The 21,329-nt window shown below is 63.3% G+C and carries 22 protein-coding genes; 8 read left to right on the top strand and 14 right to left on the bottom strand.

Features of this window, described 5'->3' with window-relative positions:
* Positions 1-6 precede the first annotated feature (6 nt).
* From argB to FJ950_RS03960, 3 genes are all read right to left on the bottom strand, one after another.
* Positions 7-900, bottom strand: a complete 894-nt coding sequence (argB, locus tag FJ950_RS03970; protein WP_023772298.1) for an acetylglutamate kinase — start codon at positions 898-900, stop codon at positions 7-9.
* A gap of 154 nt (positions 901-1,054) precedes the next feature.
* A complete protein-coding gene (locus tag FJ950_RS03965) occupies positions 1,055-2,554 on the bottom strand; it encodes an amidase (protein WP_140615200.1) in 1,500 nt (499 codons plus the stop codon).
* Between the two features lie 100 nt (positions 2,555-2,654).
* A complete protein-coding gene (locus tag FJ950_RS03960) occupies positions 2,655-3,086 on the bottom strand; it encodes an SgcJ/EcaC family oxidoreductase (protein ID WP_140615197.1) in 432 nt (143 codons plus the stop codon).
* A gap of 181 nt (positions 3,087-3,267) precedes the next feature.
* Here FJ950_RS03960 and FJ950_RS03955 point away from each other — a divergent pair, with 181 nt between their 5' ends.
* From FJ950_RS03955 to msrB, 4 genes are all read left to right on the top strand, one after another.
* Positions 3,268-3,807 (top strand): sigma-70 family RNA polymerase sigma factor, encoded by a 540-nt coding sequence (locus FJ950_RS03955; protein WP_140615195.1) that lies wholly within the window; start codon positions 3,268-3,270, stop codon positions 3,805-3,807.
* The gene (locus FJ950_RS03950) at positions 3,804-4,526 is read left to right on the top strand and encodes an anti-sigma factor (RefSeq protein WP_140615439.1); all 723 of its coding nucleotides are present in this window, start codon (positions 3,804-3,806) and stop codon (positions 4,524-4,526) included. The genes FJ950_RS03955 and FJ950_RS03950 overlap by 4 nt, the downstream gene beginning before the upstream one ends.
* Before the next feature lie 222 nt (positions 4,527-4,748).
* Positions 4,749-5,306, top strand: coding sequence for a fasciclin domain-containing protein (locus FJ950_RS03945; protein ID WP_140615193.1), 558 nt, complete (start codon positions 4,749-4,751; stop codon positions 5,304-5,306).
* Positions 5,307-5,531: 225 nt separating this feature from the next.
* Positions 5,532-6,035 carry a peptide-methionine (R)-S-oxide reductase MsrB gene (gene msrB / locus FJ950_RS03940; protein WP_015314404.1) on the top strand — a complete coding sequence of 168 codons (504 nt, stop codon included), beginning with the start codon at positions 5,532-5,534 and terminating at the stop codon, positions 6,033-6,035.
* A 117-nt stretch (positions 6,036-6,152) separates the two neighbouring features.
* On the opposite strand, the gene FJ950_RS03935 is transcribed toward msrB, so the two are convergent.
* Positions 6,153-7,709 (bottom strand): DHA2 family efflux MFS transporter permease subunit, encoded by a 1,557-nt coding sequence (locus FJ950_RS03935; RefSeq protein ID WP_246681275.1) that lies wholly within the window; start codon positions 7,707-7,709, stop codon positions 6,153-6,155.
* Positions 7,710-7,833: 124 nt separating this feature from the next.
* Positions 7,834-9,021, bottom strand: a complete 1,188-nt coding sequence (locus FJ950_RS03930; RefSeq protein ID WP_140615189.1) for an HlyD family secretion protein — start codon at positions 9,019-9,021, stop codon at positions 7,834-7,836.
* Between the two features lie 127 nt (positions 9,022-9,148).
* On the opposite strand from FJ950_RS03930, the gene FJ950_RS03925 reads away from it, so the two are divergent.
* Positions 9,149-9,883, top strand: a complete 735-nt coding sequence (locus FJ950_RS03925; protein ID WP_140615188.1) for a TetR/AcrR family transcriptional regulator — start codon at positions 9,149-9,151, stop codon at positions 9,881-9,883.
* Between the two features lie 95 nt (positions 9,884-9,978).
* Here the strand turns inward: FJ950_RS03925 and yihA are convergent, their stop codons facing one another.
* The 3 genes from yihA to FJ950_RS03910 form a co-directional block, all read right to left on the bottom strand.
* The gene (gene yihA, locus FJ950_RS03920; protein ID WP_140615186.1) at positions 9,979-10,638 is read right to left on the bottom strand and encodes a ribosome biogenesis GTP-binding protein YihA/YsxC; all 660 of its coding nucleotides are present in this window, start codon (positions 10,636-10,638) and stop codon (positions 9,979-9,981) included.
* Complete coding sequence (locus FJ950_RS03915; RefSeq protein WP_181171067.1) at positions 10,635-11,273, bottom strand: CatB-related O-acetyltransferase; 639 nt, start codon at positions 11,271-11,273, stop codon at positions 10,635-10,637. The genes yihA and FJ950_RS03915 overlap by 4 nt, the downstream gene beginning before the upstream one ends.
* A 122-nt stretch (positions 11,274-11,395) precedes the next feature.
* A complete protein-coding gene (locus tag FJ950_RS03910) occupies positions 11,396-11,710 on the bottom strand; it encodes a hypothetical protein (protein WP_015314398.1) in 315 nt (104 codons plus the stop codon).
* Between the two features lie 177 nt (positions 11,711-11,887).
* Here FJ950_RS03910 and FJ950_RS03905 point away from each other — a divergent pair, with 177 nt between their 5' ends.
* The 3 genes from FJ950_RS03905 to FJ950_RS03895 are packed head-to-tail and all read left to right on the top strand — an operon-like array spanning position 11,888 to position 15,181.
* Positions 11,888-12,352: a MarR family winged helix-turn-helix transcriptional regulator gene (locus FJ950_RS03905; protein WP_140615184.1), complete on the top strand. Its 465-nt coding sequence runs from the start codon at positions 11,888-11,890 to the stop codon at positions 12,350-12,352.
* A complete protein-coding gene (locus FJ950_RS03900) occupies positions 12,345-13,637 on the top strand; it encodes an HlyD family secretion protein (RefSeq protein ID WP_140615182.1) in 1,293 nt (430 codons plus the stop codon). Before FJ950_RS03905 ends, FJ950_RS03900 begins: the two co-directional genes overlap by 8 nt.
* A complete protein-coding gene (locus FJ950_RS03895; protein ID WP_140615180.1) occupies positions 13,634-15,181 on the top strand; it encodes a DHA2 family efflux MFS transporter permease subunit in 1,548 nt (515 codons plus the stop codon). Before FJ950_RS03900 ends, FJ950_RS03895 begins: the two co-directional genes overlap by 4 nt.
* Positions 15,182-15,387: 206 nt before the next feature.
* On the opposite strand, the gene FJ950_RS03890 is transcribed toward FJ950_RS03895, so the two are convergent.
* The 6 genes from FJ950_RS03890 to rpmH all read right to left on the bottom strand — a co-directional run bounded on the left by FJ950_RS03890 (position 15,388) and on the right by rpmH (position 21,203).
* Positions 15,388-15,948 carry a fasciclin domain-containing protein gene (locus FJ950_RS03890; protein ID WP_140615178.1) on the bottom strand — a complete coding sequence of 187 codons (561 nt, stop codon included), beginning with the start codon at positions 15,946-15,948 and terminating at the stop codon, positions 15,388-15,390.
* Between the two features lie 212 nt (positions 15,949-16,160).
* Positions 16,161-18,131, bottom strand: a complete 1,971-nt coding sequence (locus FJ950_RS03885) for a protein-L-isoaspartate(D-aspartate) O-methyltransferase (RefSeq protein WP_140615176.1) — start codon at positions 18,129-18,131, stop codon at positions 16,161-16,163.
* Between the two features lie 140 nt (positions 18,132-18,271).
* The gene (locus tag FJ950_RS03880) at positions 18,272-18,490 is read right to left on the bottom strand and encodes a hypothetical protein (protein ID WP_015314392.1); all 219 of its coding nucleotides are present in this window, start codon (positions 18,488-18,490) and stop codon (positions 18,272-18,274) included.
* Positions 18,491-18,865: 375 nt separating this feature from the next.
* On the bottom strand, positions 18,866-20,686 hold the full coding sequence (yidC, locus tag FJ950_RS03875; RefSeq protein WP_140615174.1) for a membrane protein insertase YidC: 1,821 nt from the start codon (positions 20,684-20,686) through the stop codon (positions 18,866-18,868).
* Positions 20,687-20,700: 14 nt separating this feature from the next.
* The gene (gene rnpA / locus FJ950_RS03870) at positions 20,701-21,054 is read right to left on the bottom strand and encodes a ribonuclease P protein component (protein WP_015314390.1); all 354 of its coding nucleotides are present in this window, start codon (positions 21,052-21,054) and stop codon (positions 20,701-20,703) included.
* A gap of 14 nt (positions 21,055-21,068) precedes the next feature.
* On the bottom strand, positions 21,069-21,203 hold the full coding sequence (gene rpmH, locus FJ950_RS03865; RefSeq protein WP_008833937.1) for a 50S ribosomal protein L34: 135 nt from the start codon (positions 21,201-21,203) through the stop codon (positions 21,069-21,071).
* Between the last annotated feature and the right edge of the window lie 126 nt (positions 21,204-21,329).

The raw sequence follows: 21,329 nt of genomic DNA, 5'->3' as shown, positions 1-21,329 counted from the left end.
CAAGCATTATGGCACGATCAGCGTGCCGGCGCCGTGTTCGGTGAACAGTTCGAGCAGCACCGAATGCGGCGTCTTGCCGTTGAGGATGACGACGCCTTCGACGCCACGCTCGATCGCCTCGATGCAGGTCTCGACCTTGGGGATCATGCCGCCGGAAACCGTGCCGTCCTTGATCAGCGCCTTGGCCTCGGCGACCGTCAACTCGTCGATCAGCTTCTTGTCCTTGTCGAGCACGCCCGGCACGTCGGTGAGGAACAGCAGGCGCGAGGCCTTGCATGCGCCGGCGATGGCGCCGGCGAAAGTGTCGGCGTTGATGTTGTAGGTATGGCCATCGCGGCCGGGCGCGACCGGCGCCAGCACGGGGATCATTTCGGAGCGCGCCAGAAGGTCGAGCAACGTGCGGTCGACCTCGACCGGCTCGCCGACGAAGCCGAGATCGAGCACGCGCTCGATGTTGGAATCGGGGTCGATCATCGTCTTGCGCGCCTTTTCGGCGAACACCATGTTGCCGTCCTTGCCGCACAGGCCGATCGCCCATTCGCCCTCGGCGTTGATCAGCGCGACGATCTCCTTGTTGATCGACCCGGCCAGCACCATCTCGACGATCTCGACCGTCTTCTGGTCGGTGACGCGCAGGCCGCCCTCGAACTTGGATTCGATGCCCATCTTGGCCAGCATGGCCCCGATCTGCGGTCCGCCGCCATGGACGACGATTGGGTTGACGCCGGACTGCTTGAGCAGCGCGATGTCGCGGGCGAAGGCCTTGCCGAGTTCGAGATCGCCCATGGCATGGCCGCCATACTTCACCACGACCGTCTTGTGCTCGTAGCGCTGCATGTAGGGCAGCGCGCGCGACAAGAGGGCGGCCTGCATTTCGGCGGTGGCGGCGACGTCCGTCATCGGCGTGGTTCCCTGGTATTTGGTTTTATGCATGTCGGTTCCCAAACCGCTGGGCACTTTTGGGCGACATGCATCAGGTAAGGACGGCGGCGTCTTAGCGGGAATTGACGCGAGCCGCAAATGGCATTGCTGTCATAGTCGGTTCACGGTGTCGTCATTGTGACGGCACCATCAGCGGCGCCCGCCGCGTCAGCCAGCCCGAGATTTTCTCCATCTGCGCGGCGAGCGACAAAAGCGTTTCCTCGTCGCCCGGCCGGCCGGCGGCCTGGATGCCGAGCGGCAGGCCGGCGTCCGTGACATGGACGGGGAGCGCGATCGACGGCTGGCCGCTGACATTGTGGATCGCCGGCCAATGCGTGAACCAAAGGCTCTTGTCCATCAACTGGCCGAACAGCGGTTTGATCCTGAGCAGCGCGGTGAGGTGCAGCTTGTCGAGCAGGTTTTCGATCAGTTCGTCGGCGCCTTTCGGATCCATGGCGCCGCAGGCGAGCGGCGGGTGCGCGATGACAGGCATCAGCACCGCATCAAAGCGCGCGGTCTCCGTGATCAGTTGCCTCGAGGTGGCATGCAGGCGCTGCAGGCCGGCATAGGTTTCGCCGGCCGAGATCATCTCGCCCAACCGGCCAAGCACGCGCGTGGCGCGCTCGATGTCGCCCGTCACCGAGCGGCCGACGCGCAGCGCTTCACCCCGCAACGAGCCGGCGACGGCGGAGGCGACCGTTGTGCAGAAATCGGCGAAGAAATCGCGGCCGATAAAAGGCAGATCGATGTCCTCGACCGAATGGCCGCCCTCGCGGGCGAGTGCCACGGCAAGGTCGAGCGCCTTCAGCGTCTCGGCCGAAATCGGCAAGCCCAGCGGCGACTTGCGGTACACCGCCAGCGTGAGCTTGCCGGGATCCCGCGCGGCAGCGGCGGCGAACGAGCTTTTTGGCGGGCGCGCGGCATAAGGCGCGAGCGTATCGGGACCATGGGTGAGGTCGAGCAGCAGCGCGCAGTCGCGCACCGAGCGAGTGACGGTGTGATCGACGACCATGCCGTACCAGCTTTCGCTCACCAGTGGGGACAACGGGACACGGCCGCGCGAGGTCTTGAGGCCGACAAGGCCGCTGCAGGCAGAAGGCACGCGGATCGAGCCGCCGCCATCCGACGCATGCGCCACCGGCACGACGCCGGCGGCAACCAGGGCTGCCGAACCGCCCGACGAGCCGCCGGTGGTGTGGCCGGTATTCCAGGGATTGCGGGTGACGCCAAAGGCCTTGGATTCCGTCATCAGCCGCAGCCCGTGCTCGGGTGATGTCGAGGTGACGATCGGAATCAGCCCGGCGGCGAGATAGCGTTCGGTCATCACCGAGTTGAAATCGGGCACCCAGGCCGGAATGCGGCTGCCGCCATGCGAGGGCACGCCCTTGATGGCGATGCCGAGATCCTTGATGGCGAAGGGGACCCCAGCCAGCGGCAGCGAACGGTCGATGCTCTTTGCCCGGGTCCGTGCCGCCTCGTAGAGCGGCTCGGCCGTGGCATTGATTTCGGGGCGGGTGGCCTCGGCACGGGAGATCGCCGCTTCGGTCAACTCGATCGCCGATAGTTCGCCCCTGCGCACCAGACCGGCAAGACCGGTTGCGTCTTCTTCCCAAAGGATTCGTTCGACCGACATGTGCGCTCCCCCATTGCTGCCAAGCTAGTCAGCGGCAATTCCCTTGGCAATCCAGGCTGATAGTGTCTCAGTTTGGAGTTTGGCGGCGACTTTTAAACGGCTATCTCCCGGCGTTGGAAGGGGGCGCAATCGCCCGCGGAACAATGTCGGTGTTTTGGGCAACCTTTATCCGCCAGCCCGACTGTTCTTCCTTCAAAACCAGAAGCAGAATGCCTTCTCGTTTTCCGGCGGATGAGCCGTCCGGAGCGGATGCGCCGGTCAGGATCCATGAATAGTGCACCGATGCAATGCCGGAAGACAATTCAACAACTGACGAGACAACACCCTTCAATCGGCTGTCACGAAACATGGTTTCATGAGTTGCGCGGTGCGCCCTTTCGATCTCGGTGCGGTTCTTCCACCACATGCCCACGACATTGACGAAATTGGCGTCGTCGGCGAACAACGCCGCGAAGTCGTTCATATCGTGTCTATTCCAGGCATCGGCAAAGGCAGTGGCGACATCCTCAGGTTTGGCGAGCACCAATCCCATGACAAATCTCCCTTGCTTCGGCTGAAGCGTAGCATGTCGGGGGAAGCGCCTCAAACGCGATTGCCAGCTTTTGACTTCAAACCGGGACACTGTCTCGGGGCAGGTGTGCGGACGCCGAACTTTAGGTGCACAGCATATTTCCGGCGTTGCAAATACAGCGCAATTGCCTAATTTGGCGCGCATGACGCCGCAGGACATTACCAAGCTGATCGTCCGGACTTCGATGAAAGATCGGGCAGCGTTCGATCTGCTTTACCGGCACACCAGTGCGAAACTTTTCGGCGTATGCCTTCGTGTATTGAACGACCGGGGAGATGCTGAAGAAGCGCTGCAGGAAGTCTTCGTCAAGATATGGACGAAGGCGGATCGCTTTGCTGTCTCCGATCTGAGCCCGATCTCCTGGCTGGTGGCAATCGCGCGCAATCATGCGATCGATCGCATCCGAGCGAGGCGCAAGCCCGCCGCCGATATCGATGCCGCGCTCGACGTGGCCGATCCGGCGCCGGGACCTGAAGCGATGGTGGTGGCGGGCGACGAGACCGAGCGGATCCATCATTGTCTCGATGAATTGGAGAAAGACCGGGCGGCGGCCGTCCGGGGCGCCTATCTCAAGGGCGAAAGCTATGCCGAACTGGCGGAACGCCATGGCGTGCCGTTGAACACGATGCGCACCTGGCTGCGCCGCAGCCTGATGAAACTCAGGGAATGTCTGGAAAGATGACGCTGGCAGAGGACAACGGACCGGAACGTGGAGGCGACGACCTGTTCGCCGCCGAATACGTTCTTGGCGTGCTGCCGGTCGAAGAGCGGCAGATAGCCTCCAGGCGCATCGACGCCGAGACCGATTTCGCGCGGCTGGTCGACGGCTGGGAAGTTCGCCTGTCGCCGCTGGGCGCGGCCTATCTTGAAATCGAGCCGCCGGCTTCGGTGAAGCCGGCGATCGACCGCCGGTTGTTTTCATCCGCCGCCACCACGCCTGCCGAGCCACGCGCCGGCCTGTGGTCCAGCCTCGCCTTCTGGCGCGGCCTTGCGGTGGCGGCTGTTGCCGCGCTGGCGCTCTACGTCGCCGTTCCTTATGTCAACCGGCCGGTTGAACAGCCGCAGGCGCGACTCGTCGCTTCGCTGGCCGCCGACGGCAGTGACGTCAAGTATCTCGCCGTCTATGATTCCGAACGGCATGAAGTCAGCCTTTCGCATGTTTCCGGCGTGCTCGCCGCCGGCAAGGACTTCGAACTCTGGATGATCGAGGGCAAGAACGCGCCGGTCTCGATGGGCGTCATCCCGGCGGGTGCGACGGCGCATATTGGCGTCTCGCCCACCACGCAGCGGAAACTCGCGCAGGGCGCCGTGCTGGCCGTCAGCCTCGAACCCGCCGGCGGTTCGCCGACCGGGCAGCCCACCGGGCCGGTGGTTGCCGCGGGCGATTTGAAGGGCATCTGATCGAGCCTTCGCACTGGCGGCGCGTGGATAGAACAGGCTCAGTCTATCTCCGTTCCATATGTCTAAATGGACCGGTAGCCGGCGAATTGCCGTGCCAGAAATTCCTTCCACAGCGAAAAATAAATCAAAAATCCACGAAATATTCTGAAACTCGCCCATCTGTGTTCCGTATCTTCTCGCGTCCCCAAAAATGGGAAGAGAAACCCGAGGAGTTTTAATACAATGCGTAGATTCGCCACCCTTTTGCTCGCCGGTACGATCGCTGTTTCCGCGCTTGCCACGGCTGCTTATGCTGAAAACCCGATGGTCGGCGGCGCCGCCATGTTGGCCAACAAGACCATCGTCGACAATGCGGTCAATTCGAAGGATCACACGACGCTGGTCGCCGCCGTCAAGGCGGCCGGTCTTGTCGAGACCCTGCAGGGCGCCGGCCCGTTCACCGTCTTCGCGCCGACCAATGAAGCCTTCGCCGCCCTGCCGGCCGGCACGGTCGAGACGCTGCTCAAGCCCGAGAACAAGGACAAGCTCGTCAAGATCCTGACCTGCCATGTGATTGGCGCCAAGGCGATGGCGGCGGATGTGGTGTCCATGGCCAAGGCCGATGGCGGCACGCACAAGGTCAAGACGGTCGGCGGCTGCGAGCTGTCGCTGAAGGCCGACGGTGGCAAGGTCACCGTCACCGACGAGAACGGCAATGTCGCCAATGTGACCATCGCCGATGTCGAACAGTCCAACGGCGTCATCCACGTCATCGACAAGGTTCTGCTCCCGAAGATGTGATCGGGCCGAAGATGTAACGAGGCGCTTGTCGCGGACGAACCTGCTGCAAGAGCTCTCCGTCGATCGCGCCGTCTCGCTCCCGTGATCCGCAATCGACACGCGTGCTCCGCGCCGCCCACGATCGAAAGTGGACGGCGCGGAGTGTCGTTTGGGGCAACCGTCACCGGCTTTTGACTTTCGGGCGGCGGCATAGTTTGGCAAAACAGACGACAGGAGGAACTGGTCATGAACCGTCGCGACTTTCTTTTGAGCGGTGCCGCCGCTATCGGCGTCATCGGAACCGCAGCAGCAATGCTGCGCATGGGCAGCCCGCAGGCCGCGCAGGCCGCCGAAAAATTCGAGGTCGCCAAGACCGAGGACGAGTGGAAAGCCATCCTGTCGCCGGCCGCCTTTAACGTCCTGCGCAAGGAAGGCACCGAATATCCAGGCACCAGCCCGCTGCTCAACGAACACCGCAAGGGCATCTTCGCCTGCGCCGGCTGCGACCTGCCGGTCTATCCCTCGGAGACGAAATTCGATTCCGGCACCGGCTGGCCGAGTTTCTGGCAAGAGATCGCCAATGGCATCGGCAAGACCGAGGACCGGTCGCTGGGCATGACCCGCACCGAAGTGCATTGCCGCCGCTGCGGAGGCCATCTCGGCCATGTCTTCGATGACGGTCCGGCGCCGACCGGCCTGCGCCACTGCATCAATGGGGTGGCGCTGACCTTCAAGCCCGCCGCCGCCTGAGGACCCAAAGGCAATAAAAAAACTCCGGGCTTTGCGGCCCGGAGTTTTTGCGTGGTCAGAGCTTTTCGGGCGTGGACTGGAGGAGCTTCCCGAAAACCGTTGCCACGTTTCCTTGCTTCAGTGCCCGCCGCCTCCGCCGCCACCGGGCGCGGCCGGCTTCCTGATCAGCATGGTGAAGAAGCCCAGCGTCCCGAACAGCACCGTCAGCAGATAGAACACATCCATGAAGGACAGCAGCGCCGCCTGCTGGTGGACCATGCCCGACAGCTTGGAGATCGCGGCACTGGTGGCGTCGAGGCCGGTGGTCTGCTCGAAATTGAGCGTCATGTGCTGCAGCTTGGCCTGCGCGGCGGCACTGCCCCACTGCACATGCTCGGAGAGCCGGGCATAGTGGAAGGCATTACGGTCGATCAGCACGGTGTTGATGAGGGCGAGGCCGACGGCGCCGCCGAGGTTGCGAGTCAGGTTGAACAGTCCCGACGCATTCTTCAACCGGTCCGGCGGCAAAGTGCCGAGCGCGATGTTGTTGATCGGCACCATGCACAGCATCATCGAACAGCCGCGCAGGATCTGCGGGATGAGCAGCTCGTAGAAATCCCAGTCGGCGGTCAGGTGCGTCATCCACCAGGTACCGGTGGCGAAGCCGAACAGCCCGATCATCATCATCAGCCGCAGGTCCATCTTGCTCGACAGGATGCCGGAGATGGGCGCGGTGAGGAACATGGCCAGGCCGCTGACGAACAGCGCTTCGCCGATCATCATCGAATCGTAGCCGCGGATGCGTCCGAGGAAGACCGGATACAGATAGGTCAGGCCATAGAGACCGATGCCGATGACGAAGGAAAACAGCGAGCCGAAGGCGAAGTTGATGTTGCTGAACGCCTTGAGGTCGACGATCGGCTCCTCGGCGGTGAAGACACGCCAGAAGAAGATCACCGCGCCGATGGTCATGACGATGGCGCAGATGAAGACGCCCTGGTCCTGCAGCCAGTCATTGTTCGGGCCCTCTTCAAGCACGTATTCCATACAGCCGAGGAAGGCCGCCATGCCGGCCAGGCCCCACCAGTCGAACTTCGAGAACAGCTTGAGATTGGGCTTGTCGAAATCGATCAGCGACCAGGCAGCGGTCGCCACCAGGATGCCCGGCACGACATTGACCAGGAACAGCCAGTGCCAGGAAAAAGCGTGGCTGATATAGCCGCCGACGGTCGGGCCGATGGTCGGCGCCAGCGTCGCCACCAGGCCGATCATCGGCGAGACGATGGCACGGCGCGAGGGCGGGAAGATGGTGAAGGCCGCGGCGAAAACGCTCGGGATCATGCCGCCGCCGATGAAGCCCTGCACGGCGCGGTAGACGATCATCTGGTCGATGTTGGTGGCGGTCGCGGCAAGGGCGCTCGCCGCGGTGAAGCCCGCCGCCGCGACGGTGAACAGCACGCGTGTCGATAGCATGCGGCTGAGGAAGCCCGACAGCGGGATCATGACCACCTCGGCGATCAGGTAGGCTGTCTGCACCCACGGGATCTCGTCGGAGCTGGCGCTGAGGCCGGCCTGGATCTCGGCCAGCGAGGCCGAAACGATCTGGATGTCGAGGATCGCCATGAACATGCCGAACACCATCGCCAGGAAAGCGATGACGCGGCGCGTCGAAATCGTGTCGGGGGCAGCCGGCATTGCCGGCGGCGATCCTGCGGTGATGGTTGCGGTTGCCATTTCCTGGCCCTCCTTGGGGCCCCGTTGAGGCAGGCCGGGCGGCTCGGTGCTTCAATCAGCCACCAAGCCGCCCTCCGAAAAGCGATCAGTTACTGGTGGCGGCAGGCGCGGTACGGCTGTCGACGGCGACGACGACGCTCAGGCCCGCGCGCAGCTTGCCGGTCTTCAGCGCATCGGCCGGTACGTCGATGCGGACCGGAACGCGTTGCACCACCTTGGTGAAGTTGCCGGTGGCGTTTTCAGGCGGCAACAGCGAGAACACCGCGCCCGAGGCCGGCGCCAGCGAGGAGACGGTTCCCTGGATGGGCTGGCCGTCGATGGCGTCGACCGAGATGTTGACCTTTTCGCCGGGCACGAGCCTGGCAAGCTGCGTCTCCTTGAAGTTGGCGACGATGTAAAGCTTGTCCATAGGCACGACCACGGCGAGCTTTTGGCCGGGGCTGACCAGATCGCCTTGTTCGACGGACCGGTTGCCGACGACGCCGTCATAAGGCGCCTTGAGCACCGTGAAGGAGAGGTCGCGCGCGGCCTTGTCGCGGCCGAGCTGCAGGGATGCCAGCGTGCTGGCGGATTCCGCGCGCTGTGCCTCGAGCACACCGATATTGGCCTGCGCGGCGGCGATCTGTGCGTCGGCGCCGACGAGCGCGGCATTGGCCTGGTCGAGCGCGGTCTGGGCGTCGTCCAGCTGTGCCTGCGTGCCGACATGGGTCTTGACCAGTTGCGCGGCGCGCTGCTGGGCCCGGCCGGCATTGTCGGCTGCGGCCCGATCGGCGACCTTCTGCGCCTGTGCCTGCTGAAGCGAGGCTTGCGCGGCCTTGGTCTGCGCGTCGATGCGGTCGAGCGTCTTGGCCAGCGTGGCGATCTGCGCCTCGGCCTGGGCGACGGCGATCTTGTAGTCGCCGGCGTCGATCGTCAGCAATGGATCGCCGGCCTTGACCTGCTGGTTCTCGCTGACGAGGACCTGGTCGACATAGCCGGAAATTTTTGGCGAGACGAACGCCATGTCAGCCTGGACATAGGCGTCGTCGGTGGAGATCATGAAGCGGCCCGTGGTCCAGTAGTCATAGCCATACCAGGCGCCGCCGCTCAGAAGGGCAAGGCCGATGATCGGCAGCAGGAAGGAGCGCACCGAGCGCTTTTTCTTGGCCGGCGCTTCCGCCGGCGGCGGTGCGACGACCGGCTGGAGGGGAACTTCCGGAGCTTCCGTCGCCGGCGCGACCTTGGCGTTGGGGAAAGGGCGGACTTCGGCAGATGTTGGCGCGGTCGAGGACATGACATCTCTCTAAAGTTACAATACTGAACCGTTCGGTTCGATCAGGCCGTTGACATAGCGCGTAAAGAGGACCATATCAAGGGGCAATCGAACCGGTTGGTTCGAATTATTTCGAGGTCCGACTTTTATGGTTGAGATTGTACGCAACAGCGAAACCGATCCGTGCGAAGACCTGCTGGATGGTCTGCGCCGCGGTCGCCCGGCCGCTGGACAGGACCCGGTCAAGCGCAGCCAGATCATCGACGGCGCCCGCCGCGTCTTCATCGAAAAGGGCTTCGAAGCCGCCTCGATGAATGACATCACCCGCGAGGCCGGTGTCTCGAAGGGCACCATCTACGTCTACTTCGCCAACAAGGAAGAGCTGTTCGAAGCGCTGATCGAGGAAGAGCGCGGCACCATCTTCAAGAACATGTACGACATGCTCGACCGCGCCGACGACTTGCGCCAGACGCTGGTGAAGTTCGGCAAGGTTCTGTCGATGAAGATCACCTCGGCCAGGGTCATCCAGGCGCAGCGTACGGTGATCGGCGCCTCCGACAGAATACCAGACATGGGCGCGCGCTTTTACGAACGCGGGCCCAAGCGCGGCCACGACAAGGTGGTGACGTTCCTCAACGCCGCCATCGAGCGCGGCTTGCTCGAGATCGACGATGTCGACCTCGCCGCCTATCAGTTCACCGAACTGTGCCTGGCCGGTCTTTTCCGGCAGTGCATCTTCGCCTATCGCACCAAGGCCCCGACCCAGGACGAGATCGACCACATCGTCAGGTCGGGCGTCAACATGTTCCTGAAAGCCTACGGCACCGAAAGGCTGGCAGAGGAAGAAAGCCACGAGATGATTGCAATCGAGGCGAAACCTTAGAAGCAATCCAGGAAATTGCGTGCAGGTTTCCGTCCGAATGCGAGAAAACAGGGAGATAGAGCTGCCCGTTCTGATGGCCGACCTATCCCAGCTTTTTACCCGCCATTGGCGGCGAGCACGATCGCGGCCTGCAATTCCTCCAAGCCTTCGCCTTTTTCCGATGACGTCGCCAGCACGAACGGGAACGCCGCGGGACGCTTCTTGATCTTGGCCAGCGTCTCCTCGATCAGCCGCGGCACGCCGGCGGCCTTGATCTTGTCGGTCTTGGTCAGCACGATCTGGTAGGACACCGCCGCCTTGTCGAGCAGCGACAGCACTTCGTCGTCCTTGGCCTTGATGCCGTGGCGGGCATCGATCAGCACATAGACCCGCTTCAGCGTGACCCGACCCTTGAGATAATCGAAGACCAGCTTGGTCCACTCGTCCACCTTCTCCTTGGGCGCGGTGGCATAGCCGTAGCCCGGCATGTCGACCAGCGCCATTGGCGGCAGGTCGGTGCCCTCGCCCGAAAATCCATCCGGCACGAAATAGTTGAGCTCCTGCGTGCGCCCTGGCGTATTGGAGGTGCGCGCCAGGCCCTTCTGGTTGACCAGCGCATTGATCAGCGACGACTTGCCGACATTGGAGCGGCCGGCGAAGGCGATCTCGGGCGGCCCTTCCGGCGGCAGGAACTTCATGGCCGGCACGCCGCGGATGAAGATCCACCCGCGCGTGAACAGGTCGGTGCTGATCGCGGTGCTGTTGGGAACGTTCAAGCTGCTGCCTCCAGAAGAGAAATATCGGCGCCTCTGATGAGGTCGAGGTTGCGGCCGATCTTGTCCACCGGCCAATCCCACCATGCCACCGCCAGCAGCCGCCGGATCGTCCTGTCGTCGAAACGCATCTTGACCACTTTCGCGGCGTTGCCGGCGACGATCGCATAGGGCGGCACATCGTGCGTCACCACCGATTTGGCGGCGACGATGGCGCCATGGCCGATTTCCACGCCGGGCAGGATCACAGCCTCCATGCCGATCCAGACATCGCTGCCGACCATTGTGTCGCCGCGCACTTCCTTCGACCACGTGGCTGGGTCAAAACCGTTTTCCCAGCCATGACCGAAGATGTTGAACGGATAGGTTGAAAAGCCGGACATCGCGTGGTTGGCGCCATTCATGATGAAGCGCGCGCCTTCGGCTATGGCGCAGAACTTGCCGATGATGAGCTTGTCGCCGATGAAGGGATAGTGATGCAGCACGCATTTTTCGGCGAACTTGTCCGGCCCGTCGGGGTCGTCATAATAGGTGAAGTCGCCGATCTCGATATTCGGCACTGTCACCAGAGGCTTCAGGAAGCCGACGCGTGTGTGCATCGGGATCGGGTGCTTGATGCCGGGGTTGGGTCCGTCCATGTCGAAGTCCGTCCAGGAATTGATAGCCACGCCGATCCGCAATCCGCGCGCCTGGTCAAAATAACGTGATCCGCCCTATAGCACCAATCGGCTGACGAGCGAGCCTTCCTTGCTCGCCATGCTCATTTGTCGCCGCGGCAGATCACGATCGGATTGGACAGCGCGCTGTCGAACCCACTGCCCTGATACACCTGCACGTTCGACGCTCCGGGCGGCAGCATGAAGCTGCCTTCGACGACTTTTTGATCGCCCGCCATCGTGTGTAGATCCCAGCTAAACGTGCAGAACTGCGGCGGCGCCTTGGATTCGACGTGGCTGCAATTGAGCTGTGCGCCGCCCAGCATGGCGGCGCCGCCACAACTGACCGCATCCTTGGCAGCCGCAGCGCCGGGGCACCCAACGAGAGCCGTGACGGCCGCGATCCCAATCCAATTCATCGCCAAAATCCTTGCCGGCAAATCCACATCGCCAGGCGGCCTTCGCGGTGCCGTGGCCCATGCGTTTTTTCCTGCCCGACGCTTAATCGGTCTTGCGCGGGGCGTCCAGCAGGATTATGTGCATGATGATAATAAGCATGCTCACGAAAAGTTGCCTGTCGACCCCGATCTCCCGCCATGCCATCTTCCCCCAATATCAGCTTCGTGCTGCACGACGTTGCGCGCCTGCTTCGCAAGCGGTTCGAGCAGCGGTCGCGCGCTTCGGGGCTGACCCGCGCCCAGTGGCAGGTGCTGGCGTACCTTTCGCTGCATGAAGGCATCCACCAGAACAAGCTCGCCGACCTTATCGAGATCGTGCCGATCACGCTCGCCCGGCTGCTCGACAAGATGGAGGCGCGCGGCCTCATCGAGCGCCGGCCCGATCCCGCCGACCGGAGGGCGTGGCTGCTTTACCTGAAGCCGCAGGCCCGTCCGCTGCTCGAGATCATGCGCGGCAACGGCCAGAAAAGTCGAGACGAGGCCTTAGCCGGCCTTTCGCCTGAGACACAGCAGCGTCTGCTGCAAACCCTAAGCTTGATCAAATCCAATCTGCTCGCGGCTTGCACCCAGCCGGCCGTCGACCGGGAGAAAATACATGGCTGAATCAACATATCCCAAAAAGCCCGCTGGAGACGAGACGCCATCGGGTCGAAGCGACCAGATCATCCAGCTCGACAATGAGCGGGAGCAGCGGCGGGCCAACGTCGTCATCGACAATGACGAGCTGGAAACGCCGGCCGCCCTGGAGCCTGCGGCACTCGAGGCTCCGGCCAAGGAGCCGCAGCCACGGCAGGCCCCCGCCGCCGTCGCCCCTCCTGTTCCGGCCAAACCGAAGCGCAGCCTGACACGGCCGGTCCTTTTTGCCCTGCTTCCGGTCGCGCTCGTCGTCGGTGGCTATTACTATGTCACCGGCGGCCAGCTGATGACGACCGACAATGCCTATATCCAGGCCCAGTCGCTCGGCGTCTCCACCGACGTCTCCGGCACGGTGCAGGAGATCGACGTGCATGAGAACCAGGCCGTGAAGAAGGGCGACGTGCTGTTTCGCCTGCGTCCGGCCTCCTTCGAGACCGCTCTCGCCGCCGCCCAGGCCCAGCTCGGCACCGTGCGCAACCAGGTGCTGACCCTGGAGGCGAGCTACCAGCAGTCGCTGTCGCAGATCGAGCAGGCGCAAGCCGACATCCCCTATTATGAGGCCGCCTTCCAGCGGCAGCAGGATCTGCTCAAGACCTCCACCGCCTCGAAGGCGTCTTTCGACAGCGCCCAGCACGACCTCGTCGCCGCGCGCCAGAAAGTGTCCGTCGCCAAGGCGCAGGCGCAGGCCACGCTGGCCCAGCTCGGGGGCGACGCCAACCAGCCGGTGGAGAAGAACCCCTTCTACCTGCAGGCCAAGTCGGGCGTCGACGATGCGCAGCGCAACCTCGGCGATTCCGTGGTCAAGGCGCCGTTCGACGGCATCGTCACCAATGTCGACGCGCTGCAGGTCGGCAAGTACCTGCCGGCTTCGCAGCCGGCGTTCAGCCTGGTCTCGTCGACCGACCTGTGGATCGCGGCCGAGCCGAAGGAAACCGAGCTGACCTATGTCAGGCCGGGACAGACGGCGACGATCAGCGTCGACACCTATCCGGGCGCCGTGTGGCACGGCACCGTTGCCTCGATCAGCCCCGCCTCCTCGTCGAGCTTCTCGCTGCTGCCGGCGCAGAACACCACCGGCAACTGGGTCAAGGTCGTGCAGCGCATCCCGATGCGCGTGACGATCGATGGTATCGACGGCAAGCCGCCGCTGCGCGGCGGCATGAGCGCGGTGGTCGACGTCGAGACGGGCCATGCACGCGGCCTGCCCGACTTCGTCACCAATCTCGTCGGCCTGTTCGGACAAAAGTCATGACCAGCGCGTCCGCGACAGCTGCCACGCCGGTGGTCGCCAATCGCGGCGCCATCACTGCCTGCGTGATCCTGGCCGTCATCATGCAGGCGCTGGACACCACCATCGCCAATGTCGCGCTGCCTTACATCCAGGGCAGCGTCTCGGCCAGCGCCGACCAGATCAACTGGGTTCTGACCTCCTACATCGTGGCGGCGGCGGTGATGACGCCGCCTTCGGGCTACCTCGCCAACCGCTTCGGCCGCAAGCGCATCCTCCTGACCTCGATCACCGGCTTCGTCGTTGCCTCGGTGCTGTGCGGCTTCGCGCAATCGCTGCCGCAAATCGTCGGCTTTCGCCTGCTGCAGGGCCTGTTCGGCGCGGCCCTGGTGCCGCTCTCGCAGAGCATCCTGCTCGATATCTACAGTGTGGAAGAGCGCGGCTCCGCCATGGCGCTGTTCGGCATTTCGGTGATGGTCGGGCCGGTGCTGGGACCGGTCATCGGCGGCTGGCTGACCGAAAATGTCAGCTGGCGCTGGGTGTTCTACATTAACGTGCCGATCGGCGCGCTGGCCTTCGCCGGCGTGTCGCTGTACGTCCTGGAAACCAAGCTGGACTTCAGGGCGAGGCTGGATTGGCTGGGTTTCGGCATGCTCAGCATCACCATCGCTGCCTTGCAGATGTTTCTCGATCGCGGCGAGCAGCTCAACTGGTTCTCGTCATCCGAGATCATCGTCGAGGCGGTGATCTGCGCATCGGCCTTCTACATCTTCCTCGTCCACACCTTCACCGGCCGCAACACCTTCGTCAATCCGAGGCTGTTCCTGGACCGGAATTTCGCCGTCGGCATGATCTTCATCTTCATAATCGGCATCACCTACTTGGCCTCGCTGGCGCTGATGACGCCCTATCTGCAGACGCTGATGGGCTACCCCGTGGTGACGGCCGGCATCGTCATGGGGCCGCGCGGGCTTGGCACGATGGCCTGCATGTTCCTGGTCGGTCGGCTGATCGGCAAGGTCGACACGCGCTGGCTGCTGCTCATCGGCCTGCTGATCACCGCCTGGGCGATGTACGACATGACCGGCTGGACGCCCGACGTTTCGCAATGGACCATCATCTCCATCGGGTTCATCCAGGGGGCGGGGCTCGGCTTCCTGTTCGTGCCGCTGACCACCATAACCTTCGCCACGCTGGCGCCGGAGCGGCGCGCGGAAGGCACCGGCCTCTACAATCTGTCGCGCAACATAGGCTCCAGCGTCGGCATATCGGTGGTCACCGCGCTCCTGACGCAGAATGTGCAGATCAACCACGCCAACATCGCCACCTATGTGACGCCCTTCAACCAGGCGTTCAACGATCCGGCGATCTTCCAGGCGATGAACCCCTACACCGCCGCCGGTCGCGCCGCGCTCGACGGCGTGGTGACGCTGCAGGCGACTGTTATCAGCTACATGAACGACTTCAAGCTGATGATGCTCCTGTCGCTGGCCGCCATCCCGCTGGTGCTCCTGCTGCGCAAACCGGGAACGCCGGCCAAGATCGACCACAGCGCTGTCATGGAATGAGGCGGTGGAAGCGGTCGGAAGTTGAGCGCCGCTGACGCCCATTCGCCCTCACAGGACGCAAAAAGAAACCGGGGTCCTGTGAGGGACGACAGGACCCCGGCCTCGCCGATACGGCTTCCCAGAAACATGGCACCTCGTCACGAGGCGGGGATGGCGGACCGAGAAAGCCCCAACGGCCTGCCAACGCCCCCTTTCGCCGGAAGCCGTTACTTCGGCAACAGCACCTTGTTGACGACGTGAATGACGCCGTTCGACTGGTTGACGTCGGCGATCGTCACCTTCGCCTCGCCTCCGGACTCGTCCATGATGTAGAGCTTGCCTTTCTTGATCTCGGCCGTGAGCGTGTCGCCCGAGACGGCCCTCATCTCGTATTTGCCGCCCATCGCCTTGGCCTTCTTCATCATCTCGGCACCTGAAATCTTGCCAGCCACGACATGCGCGGTCAGCACCTTGGTGAGCTTGTCCTTGTTCTCGGGCTTGAGCAGCGTATCGACGGTGCCGGCCGGCAGTGCGGCGAAAGCCTCGTTGGTCGGAGCAAACACGGTGAACGGACCCGCGCTTTGCAACGTGTCGACCAGGCCGGCGGCCTTGACGGCGGCGACCAGCGTCGTGTGATCCTTCGACTTGACCGCGTTCTGCACGATGTTCTTGGTGGCGTACATCGGCGCGCCGCCGACATTCGGGTTCTTGGCGTGGGCTGGGGCGGCAATCGCCATGCCGGCGACAAGGGCTGATACGGCGATGGTCCTGAATGTGGGCAAGCGCATGTGGTCTTCCTCCGGGTGAGGGCTGATCGGAATTGATAGCCTTTGGAAACGCACAGGCAGTCACGCCGCGCGAGTGCTCGCAGTTTCGCCGATCACGGGAACGTGAACGGAGCCCTGCTCAAAGAAATACCTGGACGAACCGGGCTTTTTCGACAGGCCGCGCGATTGCGGACAGGCCGACCCGTCAGGCGCTGGAAGTGAGTCCCGGACATTCAGATACCGAAGGGAAATGTATCCGGTACCTTGCCGATGCTGCCGGCCGGCTTGCTGAGCGGCGTGACCGCGGACGTTCGATCGAACCAGACGAAGGCGTCGAACTGGCGGGAGACGGACGAGTCCATGTAATGGCTGAGCCGTTCAGTCTCCGGCCTGTAGATGACGCCGATATAGCGTTCCGGCCTCGGCGCCGCCAGGTCGGCGCCGAGCTCGCCATGGCGCTCAAAATCCAGCAGGAACGACGGTTTGCCGCTCTCGTGACACAGCCGCTCGAAGCTGCCCGGCAGCGACGGATTTACGTCCTTTACCTCCATCTCACGGTCCCAATCCGAGGCACAGGCGACGGTACCGGTATCCGTCCCGAAGCCGATCAGCGCCGTCTGGGCACCGAAGCGCTCCCGGCAGAGCTGGCCGATGTTCAACTCGTCACGGACAGTGCCCATGTCGGTATGCCGCGCGTCCCCGATATGCGAGTTATGCGCCCACACCACGGCCTTCGACTTCGGCCCATGCGCTTCGAGAAGTTGATCGAGCGTTTCAAACATGTGCCGATCGCGGAGGTTCCAGGTCTCGGCGCCACCATGATACATCACGCGGTAGTAGCGCTCGGCCGATGCGACCAGACGTGCACTCTGCTTGGCGTCGAGGAGATCGCCGTCGCCCTCCATCATGGATCGCTCGAACAGATCCATGCACTGTCGCACAACGGCCTCTTCGCAGGTTCTGTAGCCCGGCCGCAGCGCCGCGCGTCCGTAGGTGCTGGGCTCGTTCTGCCAGGGCATCAGACAGCCATAGCGCTCGCGCGCGACGGCGGCCGCTTCGGGATCGACCTTGTCCAGATAGGCAAGCACCGTGGCGATCGAGCCGCTCATATTGTAGAGATCGAGCCCATAGAAGCCTGCTTTCCGCGCATGACCGGGCACATCCCGGTTGTATTCATGCAGCCAGCCGATGAATTCGGACACCTCGGCGTTGCGCCACATCCAGGTCGGGAAGCGCTGGAAGAGCGGCTGCGCATCCGACCGCCGCTCCCCTCCGCGAACATACCGGTTGATCTGCGCCGCATCCGGCCAATCCGCCTCGACGGCCACGATGGTGAAGCCGTGTCGCTGGAGGAGGCGTCGGGTGACAGCCGCACGGGCACGATAAAATTCCGAAGTGCCGTGGCTCGCCTCCCCGAGCAGGACGACGCGCCGGCTGCCGAACCGATCGAACATCGCGCCGAAGGCCGGATCGTCGATCTGCGGCAAATCTTCGGCCGCCCTTGCAATTTGCTGCGGCAATGGAGGAGCGCGCGCCTCGCGCACCGATGCGTTTTCGTCGTGCCAGCCATGCTCGCCGATCAGCGGCACGAACATGACACCACCGAGGTCCTCCTCCTCGAACTTGTTTGCAGCGATCCGCGTGACGCGAACGAGCCGCTGGGAGTAGAGGTCTTCACCGACCGGGATGATCAGCCTGCCGCCGATCTCCAACTGCTCCTGCAAGCCGAGGGGGATGGACGTTCCGGCGGCCGCGACGACGATGGCGTCAAAGGGTGCCTTTTCCTGCCAGCCTTTTGTGCCGTCGCCGATCCTGACCTCGATATTTCGGTAACCGGCGGCATTGAGCCGCCGCTCCGCCTGCTGCGCGAGCGATCGATGCCGCTCTATGGTGAAGACGTGTTCAGCAAGTTCGGCCAGCACGGCCGCCGCGTAGCCCGAGCCGGTGCCGATTTCCAGCACGCGATCGGTCGCCTCGATCTCGGCGATCTCCGCCATTTTCGCCACGATGAAGGGTTGCGAGATCGTCTGTCCGCTGCCGATCGGCAGCGGGCTGTCCTCATAGGCGAATTCCTCGAAACCCTCGTCGACGAATTGCTCTCGCGCAACCCGGCGTACCGCATTCAGAACCCGCCTGTCATGCACTCCACGGCGCGCGATGTGCGCCTCCACCATCCGATGCCTGGCGTGCTCGAAATCCAGCATGAGAGCCTCCAATCAGGCGATTGATCGGATCGACGTGATGTCATCTTGAGAGCGAAGTCGTTTTCGGTGCCATTCGCTCTCCCGGCTCCCGGGCTCGGACCATCCGGTCTTCCTCGGCAGCCCACGCCGATCGCGCAGGCTTATTGGTTGGTTCGCCCGGTCTGTCGGGGATTGACGCCGCCTTGCGGCGTGGTGTCGTTATCGACATCTCCCTTGAAAGTGTTCTCGCCGTCCAGTTCCTCGTCCTCGTCGAGAAGATTGCCTCCCTTGATCGTGCCCCTGGAGGCGCCGATTCCGGGATTCTGCTTCAAATCCTTGTTGGTGGGCTTGGCCGTCTTTGGGTGAATGTTGCTGCTCATCGGAATGCCTCTCTGCAAGTAGCATGTGATGAGGTCGATCTACTGCACTGCCTTGAATTTGGATGGGCGCGCCGACCTGATCCTTTCCACGCGGGAGCTTAGGAAGCCTTTTGCGCGAACTCTTGAACGCAGGATAAGTTCCATGCGGAACAATCCGGCAGCGGCGAGGGCCGGCTGATTTGCCGGCAATGACGGAGACCAGGAATTGCCGACTCGGTGCCTGTTTTATCGCGTGCCGGACCACCGCATCGCTGAAACTAAAAGGCTGGGCCCTGTAGAACACAGGACCCAGCCGTCAAATCTGTTTGCTTGCCGAGACCGTCCAACTTTATGGCTCAGTCGCTGGGGCGGGCTCTCTTGCCAAAGAGGCGCCGGCTATTCCGCCGGTGACGGTTTCTTGCGGAACAGCGCCACCAGATTGTCCCACAGCTCGATCTTGGCGCCCTGGCGCTTCATGATCACGCCCTGCTGCAGGATCGACAGCGTGTTGTTCCAGGCCCAGTAGATGACGAGACCGGCCGGGAAGCCCGCCATCATGAAGGTGAAGATGACCGGCATCCAGGTGAAGATCGCGGCTTGCGTCGGGTCCGGCGGCGTCGGGTTCATGCGCATCTGCAGGAACATGGTGACGCCCATGATCAGCGGCCACACACCGATCATCAGCATATGCGGCAGCGTGACCGGAACCAGCCCGAACAGGTTGAAGATGGAGGTCGGATCGGGCGCGGCCAGATCCTGGATCCAGCCGAAGAACGGCGCGTGCCGCATCTCGATGGTGATGTAGAGCACCTTGTAGAGGGAGAAGAAGACCGGGATCTGCAGCGCCACCGGCCAGCAGCCGGCGAGCGGGTTGATCTTCTCGGTCTTGTACAGCTCCATCATCGCCTGCTGCTGCTTCATCTTGTCGTCCGCGTATTTCTCGCGGATCTCGAGCATCTTGGGCTGCACCTTCTTCATGTTCGCCATCGACGCGTAGGACTTGTTGGCGAGCGGGAAGAAAATGGCCTTCACGATGACGGTGGTGGCCAGGATCGCCAGGCCGAAATTGCCGAGGAACTTGTAGAGCGTGTCGATCAGCCAGAACATCGGCTTGGTGATGAAGTGGAACCAGCCCCAGTCGATCAAAAGGTCGAACCGCTTGATATGGCGGTCTTCGGCATAGGCGTTGATCTTGCCGACTTCCTTGGCGCCGGCGAAGATTTCGGTCTCGACGGTCGCCGACTGGCCGGCCTCGACATTGATCGGGTCGGTCAGGAAGTCGGACTGGTAACGGTGGCGGCCATCCTCGAAATACGCATAGCGCGGCTGGAACGGCTGCTTCTCGGTCGGCACCAGCGTGACGGCCCAATATTTGTCGGTGATGCCGAGCCAGCCGTCGGTCGACTTGCCAGGCTGGTACTGCTTGTCCTTCTCGACCGACGCGTATTTGTGCTCCTGCAGGCCTTCCGTGCCGGTGAAGCCGATCAGGCCTTCATGCAGCACATAGGTGCTGGCGACGGCCGGCTTGTCATAGCGCGTGACACGGCCATAGTTGAACAGCGAAACCGCGCTCGAGCCGGAATTCTGCACCGTGTCCGACACCGTGAACATGTAGTTTGCGTCGACGGAGAAGGTGCGCTTGAAGGTCAGGCCCTTGTCATTGGTGTAGGTGAGCGTCACCGGCGTCGACGGGGTCAGCGTCGGATTGCCGTCCACGCTCCAGACCGTCTCCGCACCCGGCACCGCGCCGGTCTTGTCGTTGCCGACAAAGCCGATCTCGGCGAAATAGCCGGTGGGCAGCGCCTGCGGGTTGAGCAGCTCGATCTCGGGCGAATTCTTGTCGACCGTCTCGGTGTAGTGCTTGAGCTTGAGGTCGTCGAGCCGCGCGCCGGTCAAATTGATCGAGCCCTCGAGGCTCGGCGTGTCGATCTTGACGCGCTTGGATGCCGCCAGCGCCTGATCGCGGCCGGCCACGGTGACCACGTCACCACCGGGCGCGTTGGGAATGGCGCCCGGGGTGGTCGCGCCTGGGGCCGGTGTCGACGCGCCCGGATTGGCCGCATCGGCCGCCTTCTTCTGTTCCTCGACGCGCTGCTGCTCGATCTTGGCGGCCTCGCGCTGCGCCTCGCTGCGCGGCAGCACGTAGAAGTACTGCCATACCGCCAGGATCAGCACCGACAGGGCGATGGTGATGAAGAAGTTCCGGTTGTTTTCCATCGAGAGCCCTTGGCCTATCGTGTTCCGCGAAGTCGGCGGGAGAGTTCGGCCTTCAACTGGCCGAAAGGGGCGCGCAGCGCATCATCGCGCCCGACGATGACATAATCATTGCCGGGCACCATGTCATCTGCGGCATGGACGCGGACGGCTTCTTTCAGCCGCCGCCTGACGCGGTTGCGCACAACGGCGTTGCCGACCTTCTTGGTGACGGTGTAGCCGACGCGCGGCACCCCGCCGTCGCCGCGGTCGAGGACCTCGACGAGGAAAAACCGTCCGCGTCGCTTTTCACCACGACGGACGGCCAGGAATTCCGCGCGTTTCAGAAGCCGCTCGGGATTTTGCCCCACTGGCTTGCCGGTTGCGGGCAACGATCTCGTCTCGCTTAGGCGCTGAGCCGCTTGCGGCCGCGGTTGCGGCGAGCTGCGACGACGCCACGGCCACCCTTGGTGGCCATGCGGGCACGGAAGCCGTGCCGGCGTTTGCGGACGAGTTTGGACGGTTGGTAGGTACGCTTCATTTGTTTTAATACCGCGGGGTGCGGCCCTTCTTGATTCTGTCACTTTGTAACAGGAGCTTTGCCGGGCCGGTTTTGGCGCGATCGAAACCGCGCCGGGACGAATGGCCCGAGCGTGAGCGGGCTTAT

Origin of the sequence: Mesorhizobium sp. B2-3-14, assembly GCF_006442175.1 — a bacterium.
Classification (GTDB): Bacteria; Pseudomonadota; Alphaproteobacteria; order Rhizobiales; family Rhizobiaceae; genus Mesorhizobium; species Mesorhizobium australicum.
Note: the sequence above shows the minus strand (reverse complement) of the source record. Positions and strands in the feature narration are given on the sequence as shown.